The sequence below is a fragment of the Clostridium novyi NT genome (genome assembly GCF_000014125.1).
GTDB classification, from domain to species: Bacteria; Bacillota; Clostridia; order Clostridiales; family Clostridiaceae; genus Clostridium_H; species Clostridium_H novyi.
Genome location: NC_008593.1, coordinates 1,847,653 through 1,870,432 on the forward strand (window position 1 = coordinate 1,847,653; position 22,780 = coordinate 1,870,432).

The window sequence follows — 22,780 nt, forward strand, 5'->3', positions numbered from 1 at the left end:
ATATAAAGATAATAATATAATATATGATTATTCTTTATAAAATACCACTTTTTTCTTTTGATAAAAAATATTTTTTAATAATTACTATTAATTATTCCAATAATGTGTTATTATTAATTTATAAATAAAATTTGTATGAGGTGATAAATTATGTTTAAATTACCAAACCTACCTTATGATTATAATGCTTTAGAACCATATTATGATGAAGAAACTGTAAGAATTCATCATGATAAACATCATCAAGCTTATGTTGATGGATTAAACAAAGCTGAAACAAAACTTATGGAAGCAAGAGAATCTGGTGATTTTTCTACAATTAAACATTGGGAAAGAGAACTAGCATTTAATGGAGCTGGAAATATTCTTCACACTTTATTCTGGGAAAATATGATTCCTGGTGGATCTGAACCAACTGGTGAAATTATAAACAGAATCAACAAAGATTTTGGTAACTTTGATAATTTCAAAAATCAGTTTAGTGCAGCAGCTGCAGCTGTAGAAGGATCTGGATGGTGTGCTCTTGTTTGGATTCCTAGATTTGAAAAATTAGAGATTCTTCAAATTGAAAAACATCAAGATTTAGCTATACTTGGAGCTACTCCTCTTTTATTACTAGATCTTTGGGAACATGCATACTATTTAAAATATCAAAATAGACGAGCTGATTTCATAAAAGCTTGGTGGAACATAGTTAATTGGAACATAGTTAATGAAAGATATTTAAATTCAATAAATAAATAATAAAAATAATAAAAAATGCTAGAGCTATCTGCCCTAGCATTTTTTATTATTTTTTTCTTCTTAACTATTACTTTTTTCAATTAAAGGTTCTGCTGCCATATCCACTAAAACTTCTCTTATATCAGATGCCTTGTCTTCATCTACAAGAACTATAATATAATCCCCTGCAAAAATAGTTGTATTTCCTCTAGGAATTATTTCTTTTTGTCCTCTTTTAATTGCTACAAGAAGACAACTTTCAGGCCACTTTATATCTTTTATCTTCTTTTGTTCTAAAGAAGTTCCAAGACAAACTGCCACTTCTAGTAATACCTTGTTTGAACTATTACCAATAAACTTATTTTCTCCACTATTATTCTTAGAGATAAATCTTTCCAATAAGGATTCATATATAGGTGATGATTTTAATGCATCTGCAACTACATAAGCCACAATTGAAACTACACTTAAAGAAAGTAAGTTACTAAAAGAGCCTGTCATCTCTGTTATTAAAATACTTCCAGTTATAGGTGCTCTTACAATTGCAGTAAAATATGCCGCCATAGCTAAAACAATAAAATTTCTAATATACATAGGATCTAGATTTATTAGTTTAACTAATATTTCTCCATATATATTTCCCGTTATTGCACCTATAATTAACAACGGCAAAAATATACCACCTGGTACACCTGATCCATAACAAATCATTGTGAAGAAAAACTTAACTATTAAAATTACAAGTAACATTTTTAAAGTCCAGTTTTCATGGAAAAGATGCATGATAAGTCCATGTCCTGAACCCAATCCATTTGGATAAACTAAGGCCAATATTATTGCAACACCAAAAGGCACTATAGCTCTAAACTCCGGCTTTAACCACTTAGCTTTTCCATAAATGTCTTGAGTTTTTAAAATCATCTTGTTAAAGGCAACACCGAATACCCCTGTTATAATTCCTAAAATAATAAGATACAAATAATATTTCAAAGGTATAGGGCTAATAAGATGAAAATCAAAAACAGGTCTTAACCCAAAGAACTTTTTAGATACGCAATCAGCGGTAAGTGATGCTGACATTGCAGAAATTAATATTAAAGGTGAAAAATTCTTATGAATTTCCTCTAGTGCAAACATTACTCCAGCAAGTGGTGCATTAAAAGCAGCTGCAAGTCCAGCACTAGCTCCACTAGTTATTAGATACTTTTCCTCTACATTAATTCTTTTAAAAATTCTACTAAAACCTTGTCCAACAGAAGCTCCTATTTGAATTGAAGGACCTTCTCTACCTAAAGATAATCCTCCACCAATGGCTAATATACCACCTAAGAATTTTCCTATAATAACAGTAAACCAATTCATTTTTAATTTTCTAAGTAATATTCCCTCTACTTGAGGAATTCCACTTCCTGAAATCATAGGTTCTTTTTTTACAATTTGTCCTATTATTAAAGCAATAACAATAAATATAAAAAACCATAAAACAACTGTAGTCATAGTATGTACATTTTCTACAAAGTGTTTTCTTGTAAAATTCCATATAGTTTCTACACCAAATCTATACAAAACTACAATTAATCCTGCAAAAAAACCTACAGCAGCACCCTCAAGCACAAGCTTTAATCTAAAATCATGCCAATGCATTAAGGTGTTATATGTTCCGTTTTTATTTTCTCCCTCCACTGTTTACTTTTCACTCCTCTATTTCTAAATTTACACATACAATTTTAATTATAAACATGAAAAATCTTATTATCAACTATAACTACATATTTAAATATAAAATCTCTTTGATATAAATATACCAATTATTTTAATGTTATTACTTCGATATATTATATATTATTTATTTCCTTAAAAATAATTCTATTATAATATATGTAAATTTATATCTAGATATCAACTATTTTACAATTTATTCACTTATTATTTCTTAATTTTTTTAAAAAAATTTAATAAAAAATTTAAAACTTACTTTGGATTTTTTGCATTTGGCATTATAATCATATTATAACTACTTATTCATTAATATACATAAACATGAAAGGAGATTAAATTAATGATTAAAAATTTTGCACATAGGGGCTTTAGTAGTAAATATCCAGAAAACACACTTTTAGCTTTTGAAAAGGCAATTGAACTAGGCGTTGACGGAATAGAGTTGGATGTTCATTTGTCAAAGGATAATGAAATGGTTATTATTCATGATGAAAACGTTTCTCGAACTACTAATGGAGAAGGTTATATAAAAGACCTTACATATGAAGAAATTAGTAAACTAGATGCATCATACATTTATACAGGTCAATATGGATTTAATAAAATACCTACTCTTAGAGAATACTTTGAGCTTGTAAAAGATAAGGATGTAATTACTAATATAGAACTTAAAACTAATATTTTTGAATATCCTGGTATAGAACAAAAGGTATGGGAACTTATACAAGAATACCATCTAGAAAGCAAAGTAATTATATCAAGTTTTAATCATTTCAGTGTTATGCGTATGAGAAAAATAGCACCTATGCTTGAGTACGGATTACTAAGTGAAACTTGGCTTATTGATGCTGGAAACTATGTAAATAATCTTGGAATAAAATATTACCATCCAATATTCAGAAATCTAACAGATGAAATTGTAAAAGAAATTCATCAATATGGAATAAAAATTAATACCTACACTGTAAATACTGAGGAAGATATTAAAGATATGATTTCCAAAGACATAAATATTGTAATTAGTAACTTCCCTGATTTAGTTAAAGAAATTATGAAAACTTATTAAACCTAAAATATTAAAGGAGTGTATATCTAATGGACAATCTTGAAAAAATCCTTTCACTTGTAAACTCATGGATATGGGGAAAATGGCTGGTATTTATATTATTAGGACTTGGAGTATTATACACAATCGCTAATGGATTCATACAAATAAGACATTTTAAATTTATAATGAAAAAAACATTAATTGATTCTTTTAAAGCAAGAAACGTTGAAAAAGGACAAGGTTCAATTTCATCATTTAAAGCTATGATGGTAACTCTAGCTGGAAATGTTGGTGGCGGAAATGTAGTTGGTGTTGCAACTGCTATAGTCGCTGGTGGTCTTGGATCTATATTTTGGATGTGGTTTGCTGCATTCTTCGGTATGGCATTAAAGTATGGAGAAATAATTCTTTCTCAATTATATCGTGGTAAAGATTCAGAAGGAAATCTTTTAAGTGGACCTATGTACTATATAAAAGATGGTTTAAAATTACCTTGGCTTGGAGTTGTAATAGCTATATTTATGTGCATTAAAATGATGGGTGCAAACTTAGTACAATCTAATACTATATCTGGAATACTTAATTCAAATTATAAAATTCCTACTTGGATAACTGGTATTTTATTAATAACTTTTTTAATGACAATTACTTTAGGTGGATTAAAAAGAGTTGTTGATATTGCTACAGCTCTAGTACCTATAATGTCAATATTCTATATAATTACAGGTATACTAGTTATATTATTAAACATTCAAAACGTACCACACGTTTTTGCAACTATATTCACAGAAGCTTTTTCATTTAAAGCTGTAGGTGGTGGCGTTGGCGGTATTGTAATTGCTAAAGCTATGCAATTTGGTATAACTCGTGGAATGTATTCTAATGAAGCGGGTGAAGGAACAGCTCCATTTGCTCACGGTTCTACAATCGTTTCACATCCAGTAGAAGAAGGTATATTAGGTGTTACAGAAGTATTTTTAGATACTATTGTAGTATGTACAATTACAGCACTTGTAATTGGTGTTACAAACGCGCACACTTCTGGATTACCTGCAACTGTTATGGCAATTAGTGCATTTGGAACAATCTGGGCTCCATTAAAGCACGCTGCAACCTTTGCCCTTCTTTTATTCTGTTTTACAACACTTATAGGACAATGGTTTAATGCAGCTAAAAGTTTTACTTACGCATTTGGTCCAAAAGTTACATCGACTTGCCGATATATATTCCCTTTCCTATGTATTATCGGAGCATTAACTAAAATAAGCCTTGTTTGGACTATACAAGACTTAGCAATGGGACTAGTTGTAATCCCTAACATGATTGCTTTAATTGCACTATTTCCTCGTGTTCGTGAACAAACAAAAGATTACTTTTCTAAACAAAAGGACGTTTCTGTAAACTCAGAAAACTTTTAAACATATATTAAAAATAAAAAACAGTCTTTGTATACATTTATACAATGGCTGTTTTTGTATTAATAATTTAATCAAACGCCTTATTCCTTATGGATTTGTTTGACCATTATTATAAGTTCCTTCTTTACAATTAAAACTTATATCCTCTCCATTACTTGTAGCAATTATAGTTCCACATTCATCTGTTCTATAAACTTTTATATTTCTTGATTTTAACTTATCCATTATAACTTTATGTGGATGACCATAGCAATTTCCTTTTTCACAAGATATAACTGCATACTTAGGATTTACTTTATCTAAAAATGAATTTGTAGAAGAAGTTTTACTTCCATGATGCCCTACTTTTAATACATCAGCTTTAATATCATATCCTAATTGCAATATTTCTGATTCAGAAAATTTTTCTGCATCACCAGTAAAAATAAAACTTCTATTACCAAAGCGTAACTTTTGAACTATAGAATAATTATTTGTGCTTTTATAAGCATGATCTTTAGGTGCTAGTATTCTAAACGTAGCTTTTCCCAAATTATAATTTGTACCAATTATAGGCTGGGTTATATTTAATCCTTTATGCTTAGCTGCTAACAATACATCCTTAAAGGTCTTAGTATTAGCAATTTTTTTAGGCATCAATAAGGTTCCAATTTCAAAATTATCTATAACCTTATCAAGTCCCCCTATATGATCTTCATGTGGATGTGTTCCGATAACATAGTCTAATCTTTTTATTCCTAAACCACGTATATAATTAACTAAAATATTCTCAGCTGAATTAGGTCCTGCATCAATTAACATAGTATATCCATCTTGTTGAACCAAAGCAGAATCTCCTTGCCCAACATCTATATAGTGAATTTTAATATTTTCATTACCATTTGTTATCATGACCTTATCTTTAGTTTTTTGTGTGTCTACAATCTCCGATGAAAAAGTTTTGGTATCTGCAAAAGATGTAAATCTTATTCCTAGCATTAACATAAAACATAAAATTAAACTTTCAATAAATTTAATCTTATACTCCGAAAACCTTTTCATATATACCTCCAATATTAATATTTATATAAAAATTATATAATATTTTTCCATAAATTTCAAATACCAAAAATATTAATTTCATCTTAGTAAACTTCAAATTATACTAAAAACTCTAGGATTAACCTAGAGCTTATTTAATACTTATTTTTGTTTTTATATAGTATTACCACTAAACTGTGAAAATCCAGTTTTGCTTTTTTGTCTATTTATGAACAATATCTAATCTTATAAAGAAACCTTATTTAATAAATCTTGAATACATCTAATGTTAATGTTCAACCAAATTTGAAAAAACTTGAAACTTTTTTAAATATATATTTAAATACATCTCATGTTAATGTTCAACTCTCACTCTCAAGCAAATAAATTATTTAATTATGCATTTAAATACATCTCATGTTAATGTTCAACCAATTATGTCCACACTCAATATTATAAAGTCGATTATTTAAATACATCTCATGTTAATGTTCAACAATATTAAAGAAATTTAAAAAGAAGAAACATTTATGATTTAAATACATCTCATGTTAATGTTCAACAAAGATTGTCGAAAAACTAAAAGCGAACACTTGTAAAATTTAAATACATCTCATGTTAATGTTCAACAATTGGTGTTGAGCACCAATCTTTAGTTGTTATAGAATTTAAATACATCTCATGTTAATGTTCAACATTGCCTCAATTACTTCGGGGGTTGCTAAATAAGTAATTTAAATACATCTCATGTTAATGTTCAACCTGTGTCAATTCTAAAATCTGATTTATCCATTCTTATTTAAATACATCTCATGTTAATGTTCAACACAAACTAGACAATATAAACAAGAAATTTCAAGTAATTTAAATACATCTCATGTTAATGTTCAACTATTGGTGGGATAGTGAAGATGCATGTATTAGTGCATTTAAATACATCTCATGTTAATGTTCAACAATTCAAAATATTAGACCTGTAAATTTCTTTTCCATTTAAATACATCTCATGTTAATGTTCAACTGTAACAAAATTATATTTTTTTCTTCCTGGGAGTTAATTTAAATACATCTCATGTTAATGTTCAACAATGGCTACTAATAAAAAATTTAACTTTACAATCGAATTTAAATACATCTCATGTTAATGTTCAACTAATTTTACGATTGATGATGATAAGAGGTCTATAATATTTAAATACATCTCATGTTAATGTTCAACTTCTATTTTTTCTTTTACCTCGTTAGGTGTTTCGTCATTTAAATACATCTCATGTTAATGTTCAACAAGATAAAACCGCAAGTAGGTGATTATGTAATATATTTAAATACATCTCATGTTAATGTTCAACTTTCCAATGTTAAAGAGGAAGGAGGACAGAAGATGGGATTTAAATACATCTCATGTTAATGTTCAACGAAGTCCAGTAGACAAATGGGGGTGTACTGTGTGACGTATTTAAATACATCTCATGTTAATGTTCAACAAATATGTTCCAATCGAAATTGGAACAGATGAAGTATTTAAATACATCTCATGTTAATGTTCAACGGAAATTAAGTAACGAAGAAAGTGTCCAAATAGCATTTAAATACATCTCATGTTAATGTTCAACTACAGTAAAATAGCCATTCCTTATTTTCATTATACCCTTGGAAGTATTGAAAATAAAGACTTTCGTTAATTTTTTCCCAACCGATTTTGATTATTTAATTTTTTCACTAAAAAACCTTATCAAACCCTTTTAAATTAAGAGGTTTAAGCGATTTTACTTTATGAATCGATTGGGAAAATAATTTTTATAATATTAAGTCTTCTGCTGTTTCAATATCTATGCCAAGTACCTCTTCGCCAAACACTTTGTTATTTAATAATTTTATTATACATATAAAATCTTCTCTTTCATCTATAACTTTTTTTAAATCTTCTCTAAGTTTTATTATTTTTGAAGGTGTTATTTCACCTCTAAAAACAGATCTCTGATAATGAGTTAAGTATTTTTTACAAACTTTAAAAACCTTATTTACTCTTTTTTCCTTTACATCATAAAATAAAAATGCATAGTTATAATTCATATTTTTACTCATTACATCTTCTCCTTAAGTCTAAATGGCTTAAACTCTTTTTCTTCCAATATTGTTTTTATAAGTTTGTAGCAATCTAACTTAATAGCTGTTTTATATGTTAATTTTCTTTTTAATTTTGGATGTTCAAAAATTGACTCTAATCGCTCCTCAAACGCCGTTATAAAAATCTTTTTTCCAGCTTCATTCATAATACAATAATTTAAATTCTTATCAAAATGTTTAGATACCTGTATCTTTTTTCTATTTACAAGTTCAAATATAGTTTTAAAAGTTATTATTGGTTTAAATACTTCACTTAAATCTAAACTCAAGGAAAATCTTCCTTCTGATGGTTCATGTAAAAAACTTATTTTCTGATCTAAATGAGTATTATATATAACTGCTACAGTTTTAGAATACAACATACTATTTCCAAAGGATATCATTGCATTTATAGGATTATCTGGTGGTCTTTTTACTCTTTTATTCATTATAAAATCTTCAGGTAATATATATTTAAAGTTAGAATAGAACCTTTGCCAAACTTCTCCTTCAATCTGCAATAAAGATTTTATATCTTGCACATTATCTAATTTACTTTGAAACTCCCCCTTTATCCAATCTAACAATTCTTTAACTTCAAAAATATCGTGCTTATAATAATGGTACATAACTTCATGTATATTTTCTCCAATACCCCTAACAACTTCTTTAGCTATTTCAATTCTTCTATTTTTATAAGCTTCAACTTGTTTTACTAAAAGTCTTCCACTGACTAAGCTTTCCTTTGGATAAAAAGTTCCACTATATCCTCCATAATAATTAAAAAAATGCATTACAATATTATTATGAGCTATAAAATCTAATAACTTTGTATTTAATGATATTTCTGATAAACAGTAAATTTCTTTAACATTTTCTATTGGTATATATGTATTTTTATTATTCTTTCTAAAACATAAAGAATTATCTTTTCGTGAAAGCTCTCCCATAGACATTAAATATTTAGTACTTCCCATATTAACCTCCTTTTATATATAACAATATTCATAGTAAGCACACTTCTTACACTTATTATCAAATTCTACTTTTGGTGGATTTTCACTTTCTATTAATTTTTCTATATCAGATATAATATTTTTTAGTTGTTCTTCTTTTTCATCAGTTAATTCTTCATATATTATCTTGTTAGTACCTTTCTTTTTTTCCACAACCTCAATCTTACCCTTTTTATTTATCCCCTTATCCTTTAAAACTTTTAAATAAAACAATACCTGCCATCTAACAGCTTCTATATCTGCATCAGACTTTTTAACTTCTACTAAATATTCTTTTGTTATCTTATCTATTTTTATATTTTCTATGGCTACTTCTGTATTTTTGCTATGTTCTTCTTTTATCTTATGTATGGCTTTTCCTATCTTAACATCTTCGCTATTACTTTCCATGTTTATTCTATTCCCATGTAAATAACATTGTCTTTTGCAATGTATATAATAGTTTACTAATGTACCATTTACCTTCATTTTTCCTCCTAACAAATATCAAGATTTATGCCTTCAAATTTTTTTCTATCAAATTTTCCATTTGTAAAAAACTCTTCTCCATCTTCTATATAAAAAATTTCACCTATATATTCTGTATAATTAAAGTTGCATTTTTTAACTTTATATATGAAGTAATTCATATAAGATACAACTTTTGATAGTTTAACTTTCCTTTCTGCATAGTCCATTTCATTATCTTTTAAAAGTTCTTTATAACTATTCCAAACTTCTTTCCCCTTTAATACTTCTCCACCTTCTAATTGAATTTCTCTACTTAAAAATACACTACTTTCCATTTTGTCATCATCAATTAACTTCATTCTTTCACTGACATCCATAAAATTAAGTTTACTCACAATATTTTCAATAAAATTCACCATACTGCCCTCTTTATACTCATCATTTCCGTTTTTGTTAATAATTTCTAAAACATACTCATAAAATTTATCAAATTCTTTATTTTCTAACCACTTTTTAGTATCAAATTTTTCTGATATTAATGTTAATTGCTTTTGTTTTCTATAATCATTTTTATAAATTCCCCCTGCACTATCTATGTTAAAAAAGTACACTATACCTGATTCTTTTAAACAACTTCTATTTATTCTACCTAGAAATTGCTCATCACAATCTATCATTGATATATCTTTATATCCTATATCCATATCAATATCTACTCCAGCTTCAATAACTTGGGTTGCAACTAAAATAATATTTTTTTCTTTGTTTATTTTATTAATAATTATATTTCTATCTATACTGTTGTCATCTCCAGTTATAAGTTCAATGTCTCTTTTATCATCATTGCCAAGTCCATATTCATACTTATAATCTTTCAACATTTCATAAAAATCTACAGCCGTACTCTTGTTTATGAATTCTATTAATATGTTCTTATTAGAACTATTAGCTTGTTCTATTACCTGATTAAGTATTTCTTCTAGTTTTTCATCTTTATCATCAAGCTCCAAATCTATCAAAGAATAATCAAGTTTAACTCTATCTTTAAATAATCTGTTTTTAAAATATTTTTCTCTGTTTAATATTAGATTTACACTATTACTCTCTCCATCTATTAATACATCTAATTTAGGCAAAGTTGCTGACATTATTATGAATTTAATGTTTAAAAGCTCTGAATAATAATTTAAAAATGTAATGATTTCTTTCCATATATAATTTTTATAGCTTTGTATTTCATCTAAAACAATTACACTGTTACACAATTTAACTAATGGGAATAAATCTTCTTTAGAGATTCCAAAGAAGTAATTAAATAAACTTACATGAGTGGTTAAAATCATTGGATAATTTAAAAACTGTCTGTCTAATAATGATTTATTGTAATCTTTTGTATTTTCATCTGAATCCTTATTTTTCACTTTTATAGGAGTTATAGAATTTATAACTGCCATACTATCTAATATGTACTCTTGGTTGTTAAATATCTTTTCTATAGTTCTTGTATTTTGTTCAACTAAAGTATTAAATGGATATACATAAATTAGCTTTTTTAAATCCTTTTGTTTTTCTATAAGTTTAAAAGTTAAATTAAAAGCAACATTACTTTTACCACTTCCAGTTGGCGCTTCTAAGTAAAATATATTTTTATCTAAATTTCTTAAAAGTTCCTTTTCAGCATCTAAAAATAATTCTTTTCTTAAAATATTTATATCATCTACATTTGAAAAATCTTCTTTTAAACCATATTTACTTTTTTCATACTCTCTAGTATCTTTATTTATGTTTGTACTGTTAAATGTATCATAAAAATCGTGTATATCCTCTATGTCATTAAAACCTTTAACTTCACTGCAATTTTCAAATTCTGATGTAGAATAATAATCACACATAAGAAGTGTTGATAACATTAATCTTACATATATATAAAATAAAACAGATATATTTTTTTCTTCTTCCTCATACACTTTTAAAGTTTTTTCGGCAAGTTTAAATAATTTGCCTAAAATGTTATCCTTAGTAGTAAATTCTATTACTTTATTATACATATCTTCAAAAATACATAACTCACTTGAACACAATCTTTGTCCTTCTCCATCATCTTGTGTTAATTTAGCTCTAAAATCATCTAATTTATCTAATCCAGTATGATGTTTAGATATTACATAAGCATTTAAAACCATAAATAGTCTTAACTTTTTCTTATTTTCTTTATTAATTAATTCACTATCTGATTTTATTTTTTTATGATAATAGTCCATATATATCAATGAAGATAAACATGAATGATTTGAATTACTGCACTCAATATCTTTTTTATCTTTAAAATACTTATTTTTCATTTTTATCGTTTGAAAATTAATATTTATTTTTCCAAGATCATGCATATATATTGTATTTACTATCATCTCTCTAAATAAACTTTTTTCTTTATCACTAAATTCTTTACAAAGTTTTGCTTCAAATTTTAAAAATATATTATCTAAATTTTTATTTTCTACTAACTTATAAAAATATTTTATTGACCTTTCTAAATGCTCCTTTAAAGTTTCTACTTTTTTATTATCATCCATTGTATGAGCATATATTTTATCAGAATTATTAATATACATTTCAATATTAAATTTCTTGGATTTATCAAAATACATAAAGTCACTTCCTTTATAGGGTTTGTTTTTTCTTTTAAAGGTGAGAAAAAATTCTCACCTTTAAAAGAAAAATATATTTTTATCGTTACATTTATATATATTAAACTCTTGACTATGCTTTGCATCTAAAGAAGCATTAGTAAGCATAAATCTTTCTAATTCATATTTATTAGTCGTTTCTTCTAACGCTATAGGCAAGTCCTCTTCATACTTCCATATAGTTTCATCACAATCTAAGTCATCATCCTCATCTAAGTTTACTGAAAAATAGTTACTAATAAACAAGCTATTTAACTTATCAATATTGAGTACCTTTTTTGTATCATTTATAATTTCCACAAAGCTTATATCTGCCAAATGATCATTTTTACCTAAGTAAGGTATATACTTGAATCTATAATTTTTTAATCTATCAGCTAATTGTTCTGTAATTTCATTTTCAATAAGTATATATATTTCCCATTTAGGTTTTTCAAGCCATTGCTCTTTAACTATTAGGTTTCCACCCTTTTCCTGTGACGCATATCCTACTGAGTTATTGAAAGTCTGAACTTTTTTTAAATTATATCCATGCTCATTTATAGGTACAATTCCTATCTTTATATCCTTTAATTTTTCATAGAATTCTGGATACACTCTTTCTTTTATGTTATGTTTATAAAACTTATTACACTGACTGTTGTACCCTTTATAACCCATTATGGCTCCTAAAATTCCAAGCAATGCTACTTTGTGTATATTACCATAAGTAAAATATAAATAAGTATTTACATCTGGTCTTTTAAAAAACGCTGTTTCTCCACTTAATTGAAATTTTAAAACATCCATTTTTATACCTCTTTTTTATTAAGTACTTCTTTAGTAAATATATTGAACTCTTTAGCTGTTTTTATATCACTATCAAGATCAGTAGTATATGGATTATAATAAATTTCAATAGACTTAATTTTATCTTTTAATCCAGCTATTAGTTTACCGCAAGTTAATTTAATAACTCCCTTATTATCTTTCTTTTTAAACTCTACAAATTCACTTAAATTTGGAAGATATAATTCCTTATCAGTTTCTATAAATAATGCAAATTCATTTTCACAACCAACTTTTGAGTTTGTATTAAATGATGTAGCTGCAATTAATGAAGCATCTTTAAATCTTTTGTAATCTTCTTCAGTATACCCGTCAGTTACCCCTAGTTCTACAAACTCATCATAGGATGTTGGATTTATAGCAAATGGATAAAAATAATGAGCTTCATTACTAACTATCTTTGTTCCTAATGTTGAAGCTTTTGCCTCTTCCTTTTCTTCATCTTTATTTTTTGATGTTTTATTATTATCTTTAGAGGCATCTCTAAAAGGAGAAAGAATTTGTTGAACTTCTGCATAAGAATCTTCATATTTATTAAATCCTTGTCCTATTTGCACAGCACCAGTAATTGATATATTATTTCCTTCTTCTGCAAAAGTAGCTCCAAAGTTTTTAACATCTATAGCACTAAATAAATTAGTTAATACTTCCTTACCATCTTTTTTACTAGACTTACTTTTACCTTTAGTCTGCTTATCATTATTAGGTTTATCTTTTTCAAATAAAAATTCATATCTTTCCTTTAATGATCTTGGAGTTAAATCTGTTATACCATTTTTGTCTTTTTCAAGTTTCATTGATTTTATATATAATACTTTTTCTCCTTGTTGATCCCACATCTTTTTAATAGGGTACTTAAATGCTTTATCACTTCCAAATATCTCACCTGTTGAAATAGTTTTTGGATATCCTGTAAAATCAGCATTCCAATTTGCCATTATTGAAGCTATACCTAAAATACCGTATACTCTTTTATTCATCATCACCATTTCCTCCATTCTTATCATCATGATTTTGAGATTTCTCAAAAATTAAATTACTATGTAAATATCCTGCTATTATTAAATCATCTTGAACATTACCTGTAGGCTCATAAGATTTTACCATTGCCATTAAATTTTCAAATCTTCCTTTTACATAAGGTATTGTATAATTGTACTTCTTATATAACTTTATAAGTTCATCTTTAATTCTTTTATCATTTCTTGCATTTATAACTGGGTTTGCTAATGAATGAGGTCTATTTTTACTTTTATTTAAAGAAATAAAATACCCCGTTAATTGCCCTACTGCAAAATAATATTCCTGATCATTTTCTATACTAGGTGTATTTTCATCATACTTTATATTTATCTTTTTTCTTAATGAATCCTTAACACCCTTTAAAACATCTGCCATTGAAATTTCCTCTCCTTTAAAATATTTTTTTAAAGCACATCTTAAATTAAACTGTTCACTTGCTCTAACTATGTACCCATTATTAATAGCTCCTTTTATTAAACTTAGGCTTACTCTATTAAGTGCTTCCCTTGCTCCTTGTTCTCTACCTTTAACAAACCAATTAAATAGTACATTCCTACTTAATAATAAATTCATCTTTAAATTACTATTATTAATGGATAAATCCTTCGGCTCTGTAAAATAATTTGTATTTAAAAATTTACTAAACAAAATTTCATTTACAAGTGATTTTAAACTTTCTACTAAATTTATTTGTTTATACATATCTTGAGGATTTCTATCTAACTTGTCATAATTTATTTTAAGTACATTTTGAATTTTTATAGGTTCTCTTAATCTAACTTTGTAGTCCTCTATCACATCAAAATCTAAAATTTCAAGTTCTTTTCCTTTTTTTATCCTCATGTATATTCCTTGAAAATCTTCATTTAAACTTTCATTATTATTTAATGCAATAATTTTCTCTTTGTTTAGATAAATATTGACTTTCCCCTTGTTTGCCATATTCATTAAAAAATCAAATAACTTTTTTTGGAGTAATACTTGTTTTAAAGATATTAAAAATGGAATTGTGGTTTTTCTAGTCTTATTTTCTAAATAAGGTTTTTTTGAATTTAACCCCATATTGTTATTAGGAAGTCCATATAAGGTATCTTCTATATATGAATTCCAATCGGTGTTATTGTAAATATTAGGAATTAAATATTTTTTGCTTTCTTTTTCATATTCAGATAAGTCATACTTAAAAAATATTTTTAGATATGTTTTTTCTTTTGAATCTTTCGGAACTAAATCATATACGTTGTTTAATATCCACTGCTCTATTTTATCCAATCTTTCCTCATTAACTTTTCCTAATTCTTTTTCTGCTTCTTCATACATTTTTAGTTTATTCTGTTTATACTTATTTTGAGGATTTCTTAAAGCTTCATAATAACTATGAATAATTTCATTAGTTAACTTTCCATTTAAAAAACTATCTTTTTTTACAAAAAAAGTAAAATAATTATTAGAATGTATAACCTTTTTCTTTTCAATTGATTTATTAGTATCTTTTACTGCACTTAAATAGTCTGCTATACATATAAAATCAAAGTTGATAAATCCTGTAGTGTCTATTTCCTTGGTTTTATTATGTTTCTTTATTACTAACCTTTCTAGTTCACGAAAACCATCTTCAGTTTCTTCTAAAATTATATAATCTCCATCATCTGGAATATAATTTTTAGCAATAACATTGTCTATTTTATCTTCTGAATAACTTGAAAGTAAATAATCTACAGCTTGTTTTAACATATCTTCACCTCCTTATAACCATTTATAATTACAAAAACCAGCTCCTCTTGCTGAATTTTCTCCTAATGCCACACCAAGTGCAAAGTGAGCTAATTTTTGTGCTGTTTCATTGCTACTAATAAATAAAGTTATCTTATCTCCTAACAGAGTAATATTTTTGCACTTCATCGGTACTGGTTTGTTGTTATTAAAAATTAAATTATCATACAAACTAAAATTTTCGTCTATTTTTGTATTATAATATTGATTATATTTTTTTATTAAATTTTCTTTAATTAATCTTTCAAAATCCTCTAATCTTAAATTTTTTCTCCAATAGCCTTGAGTTGTTTTTAAAATAACTGGCATTATAGAATATATCTTTTCTATATATCTTTCGTGTATAATCTTTTCTTGTATTGTCAATACTTTAATGCACTCTGTATATTCATTAACTAAATTTTCTTTTATAAACTTAGCCAAACTTTCATCTACTGTTCTAATTGAAAAGTCATATATTTTCCCCTTTTTATAGACTTCTGATTTTTCTATTGGGTAAAACCCATTAAAACAATACATCTTAAACTTATTTTCTTCATGAAACTTAGAAAATTCTTCACTTTTGCATAGTATTTTATCTATAATTTGTGCAATTTTAACACTCATATATTCCCTTCGTACATCATTTAACAAGTACACTTTTACTTTTTCTTCAAACACTTCCATATTTTCACCCCTTATTTATATAATAATACCATTAATTAACATTGTCAATAAAATTTATAAGTTAATTACTAATATAAAAAATAGAGTTGAAGAAAATATTTTCAACCCTATTTTACCTTGTATTTAATTATTTAAGATTATATACTTCTATATCAATATTTAACTTAAATTGCCTTTCTTTATTTTTATATAATCTTTTGTCTATTAATAATATATAATAGTATATTTTTATTATTAGTATCTTTATTAAACTTATATTTGCTAAAAAACTTCTTATATTTTTCATTATTTAAATCTCCTTTTTAAATAATTTTATTAATAATTAATTCTATGTAATGTTTCATAAGTTTATTACTGATAACTATAACAAATACTACGAAAATTTTTTCCGTAGTATTACATCTCATGTTAATATTCATTATTTTTAAAATTCAAAAGTTAATTACATTTAAATACATCTTATGTTAGTTGTTCAAAAATAATTTTTTCTCTTTTATTATAACATAATTGCACCTCATACGAATATTAAATTTAAATACGTCTCATGTTATTGTTCAACTGAATTTACAATAGAACAAATAAAGTTTGTAGCTTATTTAAATACATCCCATGTTATTGTTCAACTTTAATTAAAAAAGATTATTCAAATATTTATAAATCATTTAAATACATCCCATGTTATTGTTCAACAAAGCCCCGTTATAACTTGAATAAGCGTTATTAAAGATTTAAATACATCCCATGTTATTGTTCAACTTTCAGGCGGAAACATGAACAAAACAGTAAACATAAATTTAAATACATCCCATGTTATTGTTCAACTTGCAATTCTTTATTAGTTAAAGCAATTCTTTTCGCCATTTAAATACATCCCATGTTATTGTTCAACACAAACCTCACCGATATATTATAGTGGTCAGATGAATTTAAATACATCCCATGTTATTGTTCAACAAAACAAGCTGGTAAAAAGAAGAATGATAGTATAAGATTTAAATACATCCCATGTTATTGTTCAACATTTATGTCAACAACCTGTCCTATTAAAGCGTCCAAATTTAAATACATCCCATGTTATTGTTCAACAATTGCTCTTCTTTACTTTGAACCTTTTTATCTTTGATTTAAATACATCCCATGTTATTGTTCAACCTTAATAAATTCAAGGAAATCATTATTTCCTTTACATTTAAATACATCCCATGTTATTGTTCAACGTGAAGAAACAACAAATTTAACTGCAGCTGAAAAATTTAAATACATCCCATGTTATTGTTCAACTTGCAAATTGTATAAGCAAGTGTGAATTTCTTACTTTATTTAAATACATCCCATGTTATTGTTCAACATTACAAGAAATGGTTAAGGAAATAAAAGAAAATATATTTAAATACATCCCATGTTATTGTTCAACTTTAATTTTTAAAATATTTTTATCTTTACAATTCTAATTTAAATACATCCCATGTTATTGTTCAACCAAAATAATAAAGCATTACTAAGTACAACAATTAGATTTAAATACATCCCATGTTATTGTTCAACTTTCTACTCAAATGGGATTCGACAAATCAGAATCGGATTTAAATACATCCCATGTTATTGTTCAACCGAAACTTTTCCAAATGGAAATTACAAGTATAGAGAATTTAAATACATCCCATGTTATTGTTCAACACATTTAGCAAGAAAGATGATATAACTGTAAAAGTATTTAAATACATCCCATGTTATTGTTCAACGAAATTGCCAACACTAAACTATTCTATTCTACGGAATTTAAATACATCCCATGTTATTGTTCAACAATCTAACGATTAGTGAGATAGACAAAATGAGCGATTTAAATACATCCCATGTTATTGTTCAACTTAGAATTTTTTACTCAGCATAGGCATTTAGGCTTATTTAAATACATCCCATGTTATTGTTCAACGTTGATAATAATTCTTATAATAGGAATTTAATTTTATTTAAATACATCCCATGTTATTGTTCAACTGACCGACTGATTCTTCATATACTTCATAATCACCATGATTTAAATACATCCCATGTTATTGTTCAACCGTTAAATGCTCCTGTTTTGTCGTTTGTAGCTTTGATTTAAATACATCCCATGTTATTGTTCAACCATAGTAAAATAGCCATTCCTTATTTTCATTATACCCTTGGAAGCATTGAAAATAAAGACTTTCGTTGATTTTTTTCCAACCGATTTTGATTATTTAATTTTTTCACTTAAAAACCTTATCAAATCTTTTAAAATTAGGATGTATAGACACTTTTACTTTATGAATCGGTTGGGAAAATATTTTTTATAATATTAAGTCTTCTGCTGTTTCAATATCTATTTTTATAACTTTAATTTATCACTTATGTTAAAAATAAATTCAGGTTCATCTACTTCTGGATATTCTTCATATATTACAAACGGATCTATATCTAAACAAGTTGATTCATCATAGCTATCATCTAAACTCCATGCTAAAGTTCCATTAAGTACAGTACATTTTTCCTTAAACAAGTTAATATCTTGGAGAACTTTAAAAACTCCATTTTTTATTAAATAACTTGCATCATATAAATGAATAGAACCATCATCAAAATATACATAAACTTTAAAATTATCTGTAGGAATAACTTGTATAACCTCAGGCATATATTCCATAATCATCCCTCCTAAGAAAGTGGTGCAATTCTATATAATGGTTGATGACTTCTTGCAAGTTCCCAATTTTGCATTAACTCATCCTTGTGTATCTCAGCCCATGCAAGAATTAATTTTAGTTGTCTTTTAGGAAAAAACCCTTTTATTACTTTACAATTTATAATATCCACCAAAACTTTATTTCCATTATATTCAGCATGAAAATGTGGCGGAACATGATCGTTATAATTTATAGTAACTCTTATTCCAAAAAATAAACTTATTTCTGGCATATAATCACTCCCTTAATAAATTTATATAAAAAACTCTATCATGAATTAATTTAAACACATCTCATGTTAATGTTCAACAAGCTTGTATTACCAAACTTAAGTTTTTGAACTATATTTAAATACATCTCATGTTAATGTTCAACATTTTTTAATAATTTGTATCTATTGTTTATATTTACATTTAAATACATCTCATGTTAATGTTCAACTATATTTGGTGTAGGTACAAATGTACCGATTTGTATTTAAATACATCTCATGTTAATGTTCAACAGTATTAGAAAAGGATAAAAACGGGGATAATGACGAATTTAAATACATCTCATGTTAATGTTCAACAGGTATTCTTTGTCCTGTACGCTTGTCATATTTCCACATTTAAATACATCTCATGTTAATGTTCAACAGCGATATGGTATATTAAAAGGGAACTAAAGAATATATTTAAATACATCTCATGTTAATGTTCAACGAATTGGCACATTATCTCCATTATTTAAATTACAAATTTAAATACATCTCATGTTAATGTTCAACAGGCATTTTTTTCATGGAAAAGATAGATTTTGAAAAATTTAAATACATCTCATGTTAATGTTCAACACCATACCCTATAACAGAATATAAAATAGCTTGTTGATTTAAATACATCTCATGTTAATGTTCAACTGTGTGTGGACACATAGAAACTGGACAAGATTTTTTATTTAAATACATCTCATGTTAATGTTCAACCTAAACCCTATATCGTGCTTAAAGCCTTGCGTATCATTTAAATACATCTCATGTTAATGTTCAACAGATTACTGGCCTCTTTAACGAAAATTGACGGAAATTTAAATACATCTCATGTTAATGTTCAACAAGAAACACAGGAAGATAATGCGATAGATTATTCATTTAAATACATCTCATGTTAATGTTCAACTCCCATTGCTAATATTGCAATGGGAATTATAACGGAATTTAAATACATCTCATGTTAATGTTCAACCAAAATGGCAAGGTACTATACGCTACGGTAACAGAATTTAAATACATCTCATGTTAATGTTCAACTAAATAGTGCGTTGGAAAATGTTCAGCTCGAATTTAATTTAAATACATCTCATGTTAATGTTCAACTTCTTTTAAAGGTGCATTACTTCCGTTAACCGAACGATTTAAATACATCTCATGTTAATGTTCAACTGCGACATGAATTTTAAACAGCTCTCTTGGCTATCATTTAAATACATCTCATGTTAATGTTCAACGGGAACAAGAGGCTTTTAACGATATGGTATGGAAATTTAAATACATCTCATGTTAATGTTCAACAGCTATAGGTCTTGGAGATATGAAAGACAACTCTATATTTAAATACATCTCATGTTAATGTTCAACGTTGAACGTTTGGAACAACCGCAAATGACTTTTAGTTATTTAAATACATCTCATGTTAATGTTCAACCAGAAGGTCCAGGAGGTGTTCCTAGTGGTTTAAGATTTAAATACATCTCATGTTAATGTTCAACGTCTAGAAGGTGCAGAATATTTTAAAGAGTTATCATTTAAATACATCTCATGTTAATGTTCAACACTAATAGAGGGTACTCTCCACATATTTTATTATTAATTTAAATACATCTCATGTTAATGTTCAACTCTAACATATCTACACGCTCTACAGTTTCCATTTTCATTTAAATACATCTCATGTTAATGTTCAACCTCTTAGAGGATAACTTAAGTTTAGCGAATTTTGCTATTTAAATACATCTCATGTTAATGTTCAACCCGAGAAACCTGTCGAAGATGGTACAAGCATGATATTTAAATACATCTCATGTTAATGTTCAACACGGTGACGGAATTATTTTAAACGCCGGTTACAAATTTAAATACATCTCATGTTAATGTTCAACAATTGTATATCTCCTTAACCCTTGCGTTGCCGATTCATTTAAATACATCTCATGTTAATGTTCAACTTTTTTCTTTTTCTTTTACCTTGTTAGGTGTTTCGTCATTTAAATACATCTCATGTTAATGTTCAACGGCATTAAAAATATCTTCAAAGGCATATGGGAAAGCAATTTAAATACATCTCATGTTAATGTTCAACGGTTATCCAAAAATCTATGCATTGGATAGTCAAAAATTTAAATACATCTCATGTTAATGTTCAACTACAAACACAAGATGTAGAAGGGCTACAAAAATGGTATTTAAATACATCTCATGTTAATGTTCAACTTAAAGGATTTTGAGGCGGAATCTGTGGCTTTCAAAAATTTAAATACATCTCATGTTAATGTTCAACCATAATCCACCGCATTATCTTCCTGTATCTCTTTTTATTTAAATACATCTCATGTTAATGTTCAACTAGGTATCACCCGCATTTACATTGTGCGTTTGTGTTATTTAAATACATCTCATGTTAATGTTCAACTGATTCGTTCTTTTATTTCTCAAGAACGTAAAGTGATTTAAATACATCTCATGTTAATGTTCAACATGTAGCGGATTATTTCTTATAATTGGAAAAACTATATTTAAATACATCTCATGTTAATGTTCAACCTTCTGTTTTTACTATTCTTGCTCGTGTTAAGAGATTTAAATACATCTCATGTTAATGTTCAACAGGCAAACAGGCTTTTAAGTGGACTGCTAAAGGCTTATTTAAATACATCTCATGTTAATGTTCAACCCTAAGTTTTCTACTAATGGTAAGGTTGTAACTTTAATTTAAATACATCTCATGTTAATGTTCAACTTTTTTCTGTCCTATTACAGAAATTTTGGCTATTGGATTTAAATACATCTCATGTTAATGTTCAACTATAATGACTAATAGGAAGTTTAATTTTACGATTGAATTTAAATACATCTCATGTTAATGTTCAACTTACTTGGAAGATGGTGAGTATAGTGTGGAGGATAATTTAAATACATCTCATGTTAATGTTCAACACATATTCAATCCCACAAAATCCCGACGCAATTCCATTTAAATACATCTCATGTTAATGTTCAACAAGGTACACAAGCAAAGAAACCTAAAAAGGCGAAAAATTTAAATACATCTCATGTTAATGTTCAACTTCTTTGTTTTCGTAGTTTCTGGTGGCTATTCTTCCACATTTAAATACATCTCATGTTAATGTTCAACTATAATTAATATATAAAGAAAACAGGAGGTAACAAAAATTTAAATACATCTCATGTTAATGTTCAACACAAAATGGAAAGGTGCTATACGCTACGGTAACAGAATTTAAATACATCTCATGTTAATGTTCAACCCCTAGTGAGGAAGATGTTGCAAAAGCATTAGAGGTATTTAAATACATCTCATGTTAATGTTCAACT

16 protein-coding genes and 3 CRISPR repeat arrays are annotated in these 22,780 nt (G+C 26.7%); of the genes, 3 read left to right on the forward strand and 13 right to left on the reverse strand.

Translation table 11 applies throughout. The features are described from left to right. Positions 1-147: 147 nt before the first annotated feature. Positions 148-744: a superoxide dismutase gene (locus tag NT01CX_RS08645; RefSeq protein WP_187146710.1), complete on the forward strand. Its 597-nt coding sequence runs from the start codon at positions 148-150 to the stop codon at positions 742-744. 60 nt (positions 745-804) lie between these two features. Here NT01CX_RS08645 and NT01CX_RS08650 read toward each other — a convergent pair whose 3' ends face one another. Continuing rightward, the gene (locus NT01CX_RS08650) at positions 805-2,406 is read right to left on the reverse strand and encodes a ClC family H(+)/Cl(-) exchange transporter (protein WP_039243185.1); all 1,602 of its coding nucleotides are present in this window, start codon (positions 2,404-2,406) and stop codon (positions 805-807) included. A gap of 376 nt (positions 2,407-2,782) precedes the next feature. Between NT01CX_RS08650 and NT01CX_RS08655 the strand changes: the two genes are divergently transcribed. Both NT01CX_RS08655 and NT01CX_RS08660 read left to right on the forward strand, forming a co-directional pair. Next, entirely contained in the window at positions 2,783-3,508 is a 726-nt protein-coding gene (locus NT01CX_RS08655) for a glycerophosphodiester phosphodiesterase (RefSeq protein WP_011722688.1), read from the forward strand. 29 nt (positions 3,509-3,537) lie between these two features. Next, positions 3,538-4,908: an alanine/glycine:cation symporter family protein gene (locus NT01CX_RS08660; RefSeq protein WP_011722689.1), complete on the forward strand. Its 1,371-nt coding sequence runs from the start codon at positions 3,538-3,540 to the stop codon at positions 4,906-4,908. An 87-nt stretch (positions 4,909-4,995) separates the two neighbouring features. On the opposite strand, the gene NT01CX_RS08665 is transcribed toward NT01CX_RS08660, so the two are convergent. The 12 genes from NT01CX_RS08665 to NT01CX_RS08715 all read right to left on the reverse strand — a co-directional run bounded on the left by NT01CX_RS08665 (position 4,996) and on the right by NT01CX_RS08715 (position 19,420). Beyond that, the gene (locus NT01CX_RS08665; RefSeq protein ID WP_011722690.1) at positions 4,996-5,949 is read right to left on the reverse strand and encodes a ComEC/Rec2 family competence protein; all 954 of its coding nucleotides are present in this window, start codon (positions 5,947-5,949) and stop codon (positions 4,996-4,998) included. A 250-nt stretch (positions 5,950-6,199) separates the two neighbouring features. Next, positions 6,200-7,541: a CRISPR direct-repeat array (repeat unit 30 nt; unit sequence ATTTAAATACATCTCATGTTAATGTTCAAC). A gap of 184 nt (positions 7,542-7,725) precedes the next feature. Then, the gene (cas2, locus tag NT01CX_RS08670) at positions 7,726-8,013 is read right to left on the reverse strand and encodes a CRISPR-associated endonuclease Cas2 (protein ID WP_011722691.1); all 288 of its coding nucleotides are present in this window, start codon (positions 8,011-8,013) and stop codon (positions 7,726-7,728) included. Beyond that, positions 8,013-9,011 (reverse strand): type I-B CRISPR-associated endonuclease Cas1b, encoded by a 999-nt coding sequence (cas1b, locus tag NT01CX_RS08675; RefSeq protein WP_011722692.1) that lies wholly within the window; start codon positions 9,009-9,011, stop codon positions 8,013-8,015. The genes cas2 and cas1b overlap by 1 nt, the downstream gene beginning before the upstream one ends. A gap of 12 nt (positions 9,012-9,023) precedes the next feature. Then, positions 9,024-9,518, reverse strand: coding sequence for a CRISPR-associated protein Cas4 (cas4, locus tag NT01CX_RS08680; protein WP_011722693.1), 495 nt, complete (start codon positions 9,516-9,518; stop codon positions 9,024-9,026). An 8-nt stretch (positions 9,519-9,526) separates the two neighbouring features. Beyond that, a complete protein-coding gene (locus tag NT01CX_RS08685; RefSeq protein ID WP_011722694.1) occupies positions 9,527-12,148 on the reverse strand; it encodes a CRISPR-associated helicase/endonuclease Cas3 in 2,622 nt (873 codons plus the stop codon). Between the two features lie 60 nt (positions 12,149-12,208). Then, positions 12,209-12,976: a type I-B CRISPR-associated protein Cas5b gene (gene cas5b / locus NT01CX_RS08690; protein WP_039243187.1), complete on the reverse strand. Its 768-nt coding sequence runs from the start codon at positions 12,974-12,976 to the stop codon at positions 12,209-12,211. Positions 12,977-12,978: 2 nt separating this feature from the next. After that, positions 12,979-13,998, reverse strand: a complete 1,020-nt coding sequence (locus NT01CX_RS08695; RefSeq protein ID WP_011722696.1) for a type I CRISPR-associated protein Cas7 — start codon at positions 13,996-13,998, stop codon at positions 12,979-12,981. Beyond that, entirely contained in the window at positions 13,988-15,772 is a 1,785-nt protein-coding gene (gene cas8b / locus NT01CX_RS08700) for a type I-B CRISPR-associated protein Cas8b/Csh1 (protein ID WP_011722697.1), read from the reverse strand. The genes NT01CX_RS08695 and cas8b overlap by 11 nt, the downstream gene beginning before the upstream one ends. A 12-nt stretch (positions 15,773-15,784) precedes the next feature. Then, positions 15,785-16,477 (reverse strand): CRISPR-associated endoribonuclease Cas6, encoded by a 693-nt coding sequence (gene cas6 / locus NT01CX_RS08705; RefSeq protein WP_011722698.1) that lies wholly within the window; start codon positions 16,475-16,477, stop codon positions 15,785-15,787. Positions 16,478-16,604: 127 nt separating this feature from the next. After that, positions 16,605-16,763: a hypothetical protein gene (locus NT01CX_RS12325; protein ID WP_187146694.1), complete on the reverse strand. Its 159-nt coding sequence runs from the start codon at positions 16,761-16,763 to the stop codon at positions 16,605-16,607. A 243-nt stretch (positions 16,764-17,006) separates the two neighbouring features. Then, positions 17,007-18,612: a CRISPR direct-repeat array (repeat unit 30 nt). A gap of 221 nt (positions 18,613-18,833) precedes the next feature. After that, positions 18,834-19,148, reverse strand: coding sequence for a DUF2442 domain-containing protein (locus NT01CX_RS08710; protein ID WP_011722699.1), 315 nt, complete (start codon positions 19,146-19,148; stop codon positions 18,834-18,836). Between the two features lie 11 nt (positions 19,149-19,159). Continuing rightward, on the reverse strand, positions 19,160-19,420 hold the full coding sequence (locus NT01CX_RS08715) for a DUF4160 domain-containing protein (protein WP_011722700.1): 261 nt from the start codon (positions 19,418-19,420) through the stop codon (positions 19,160-19,162). Positions 19,421-19,468: 48 nt separating this feature from the next. Then, positions 19,469-22,779: a CRISPR direct-repeat array (repeat unit 30 nt; unit sequence ATTTAAATACATCTCATGTTAATGTTCAAC). Position 22,780: the final 1 nt, after the last annotated feature.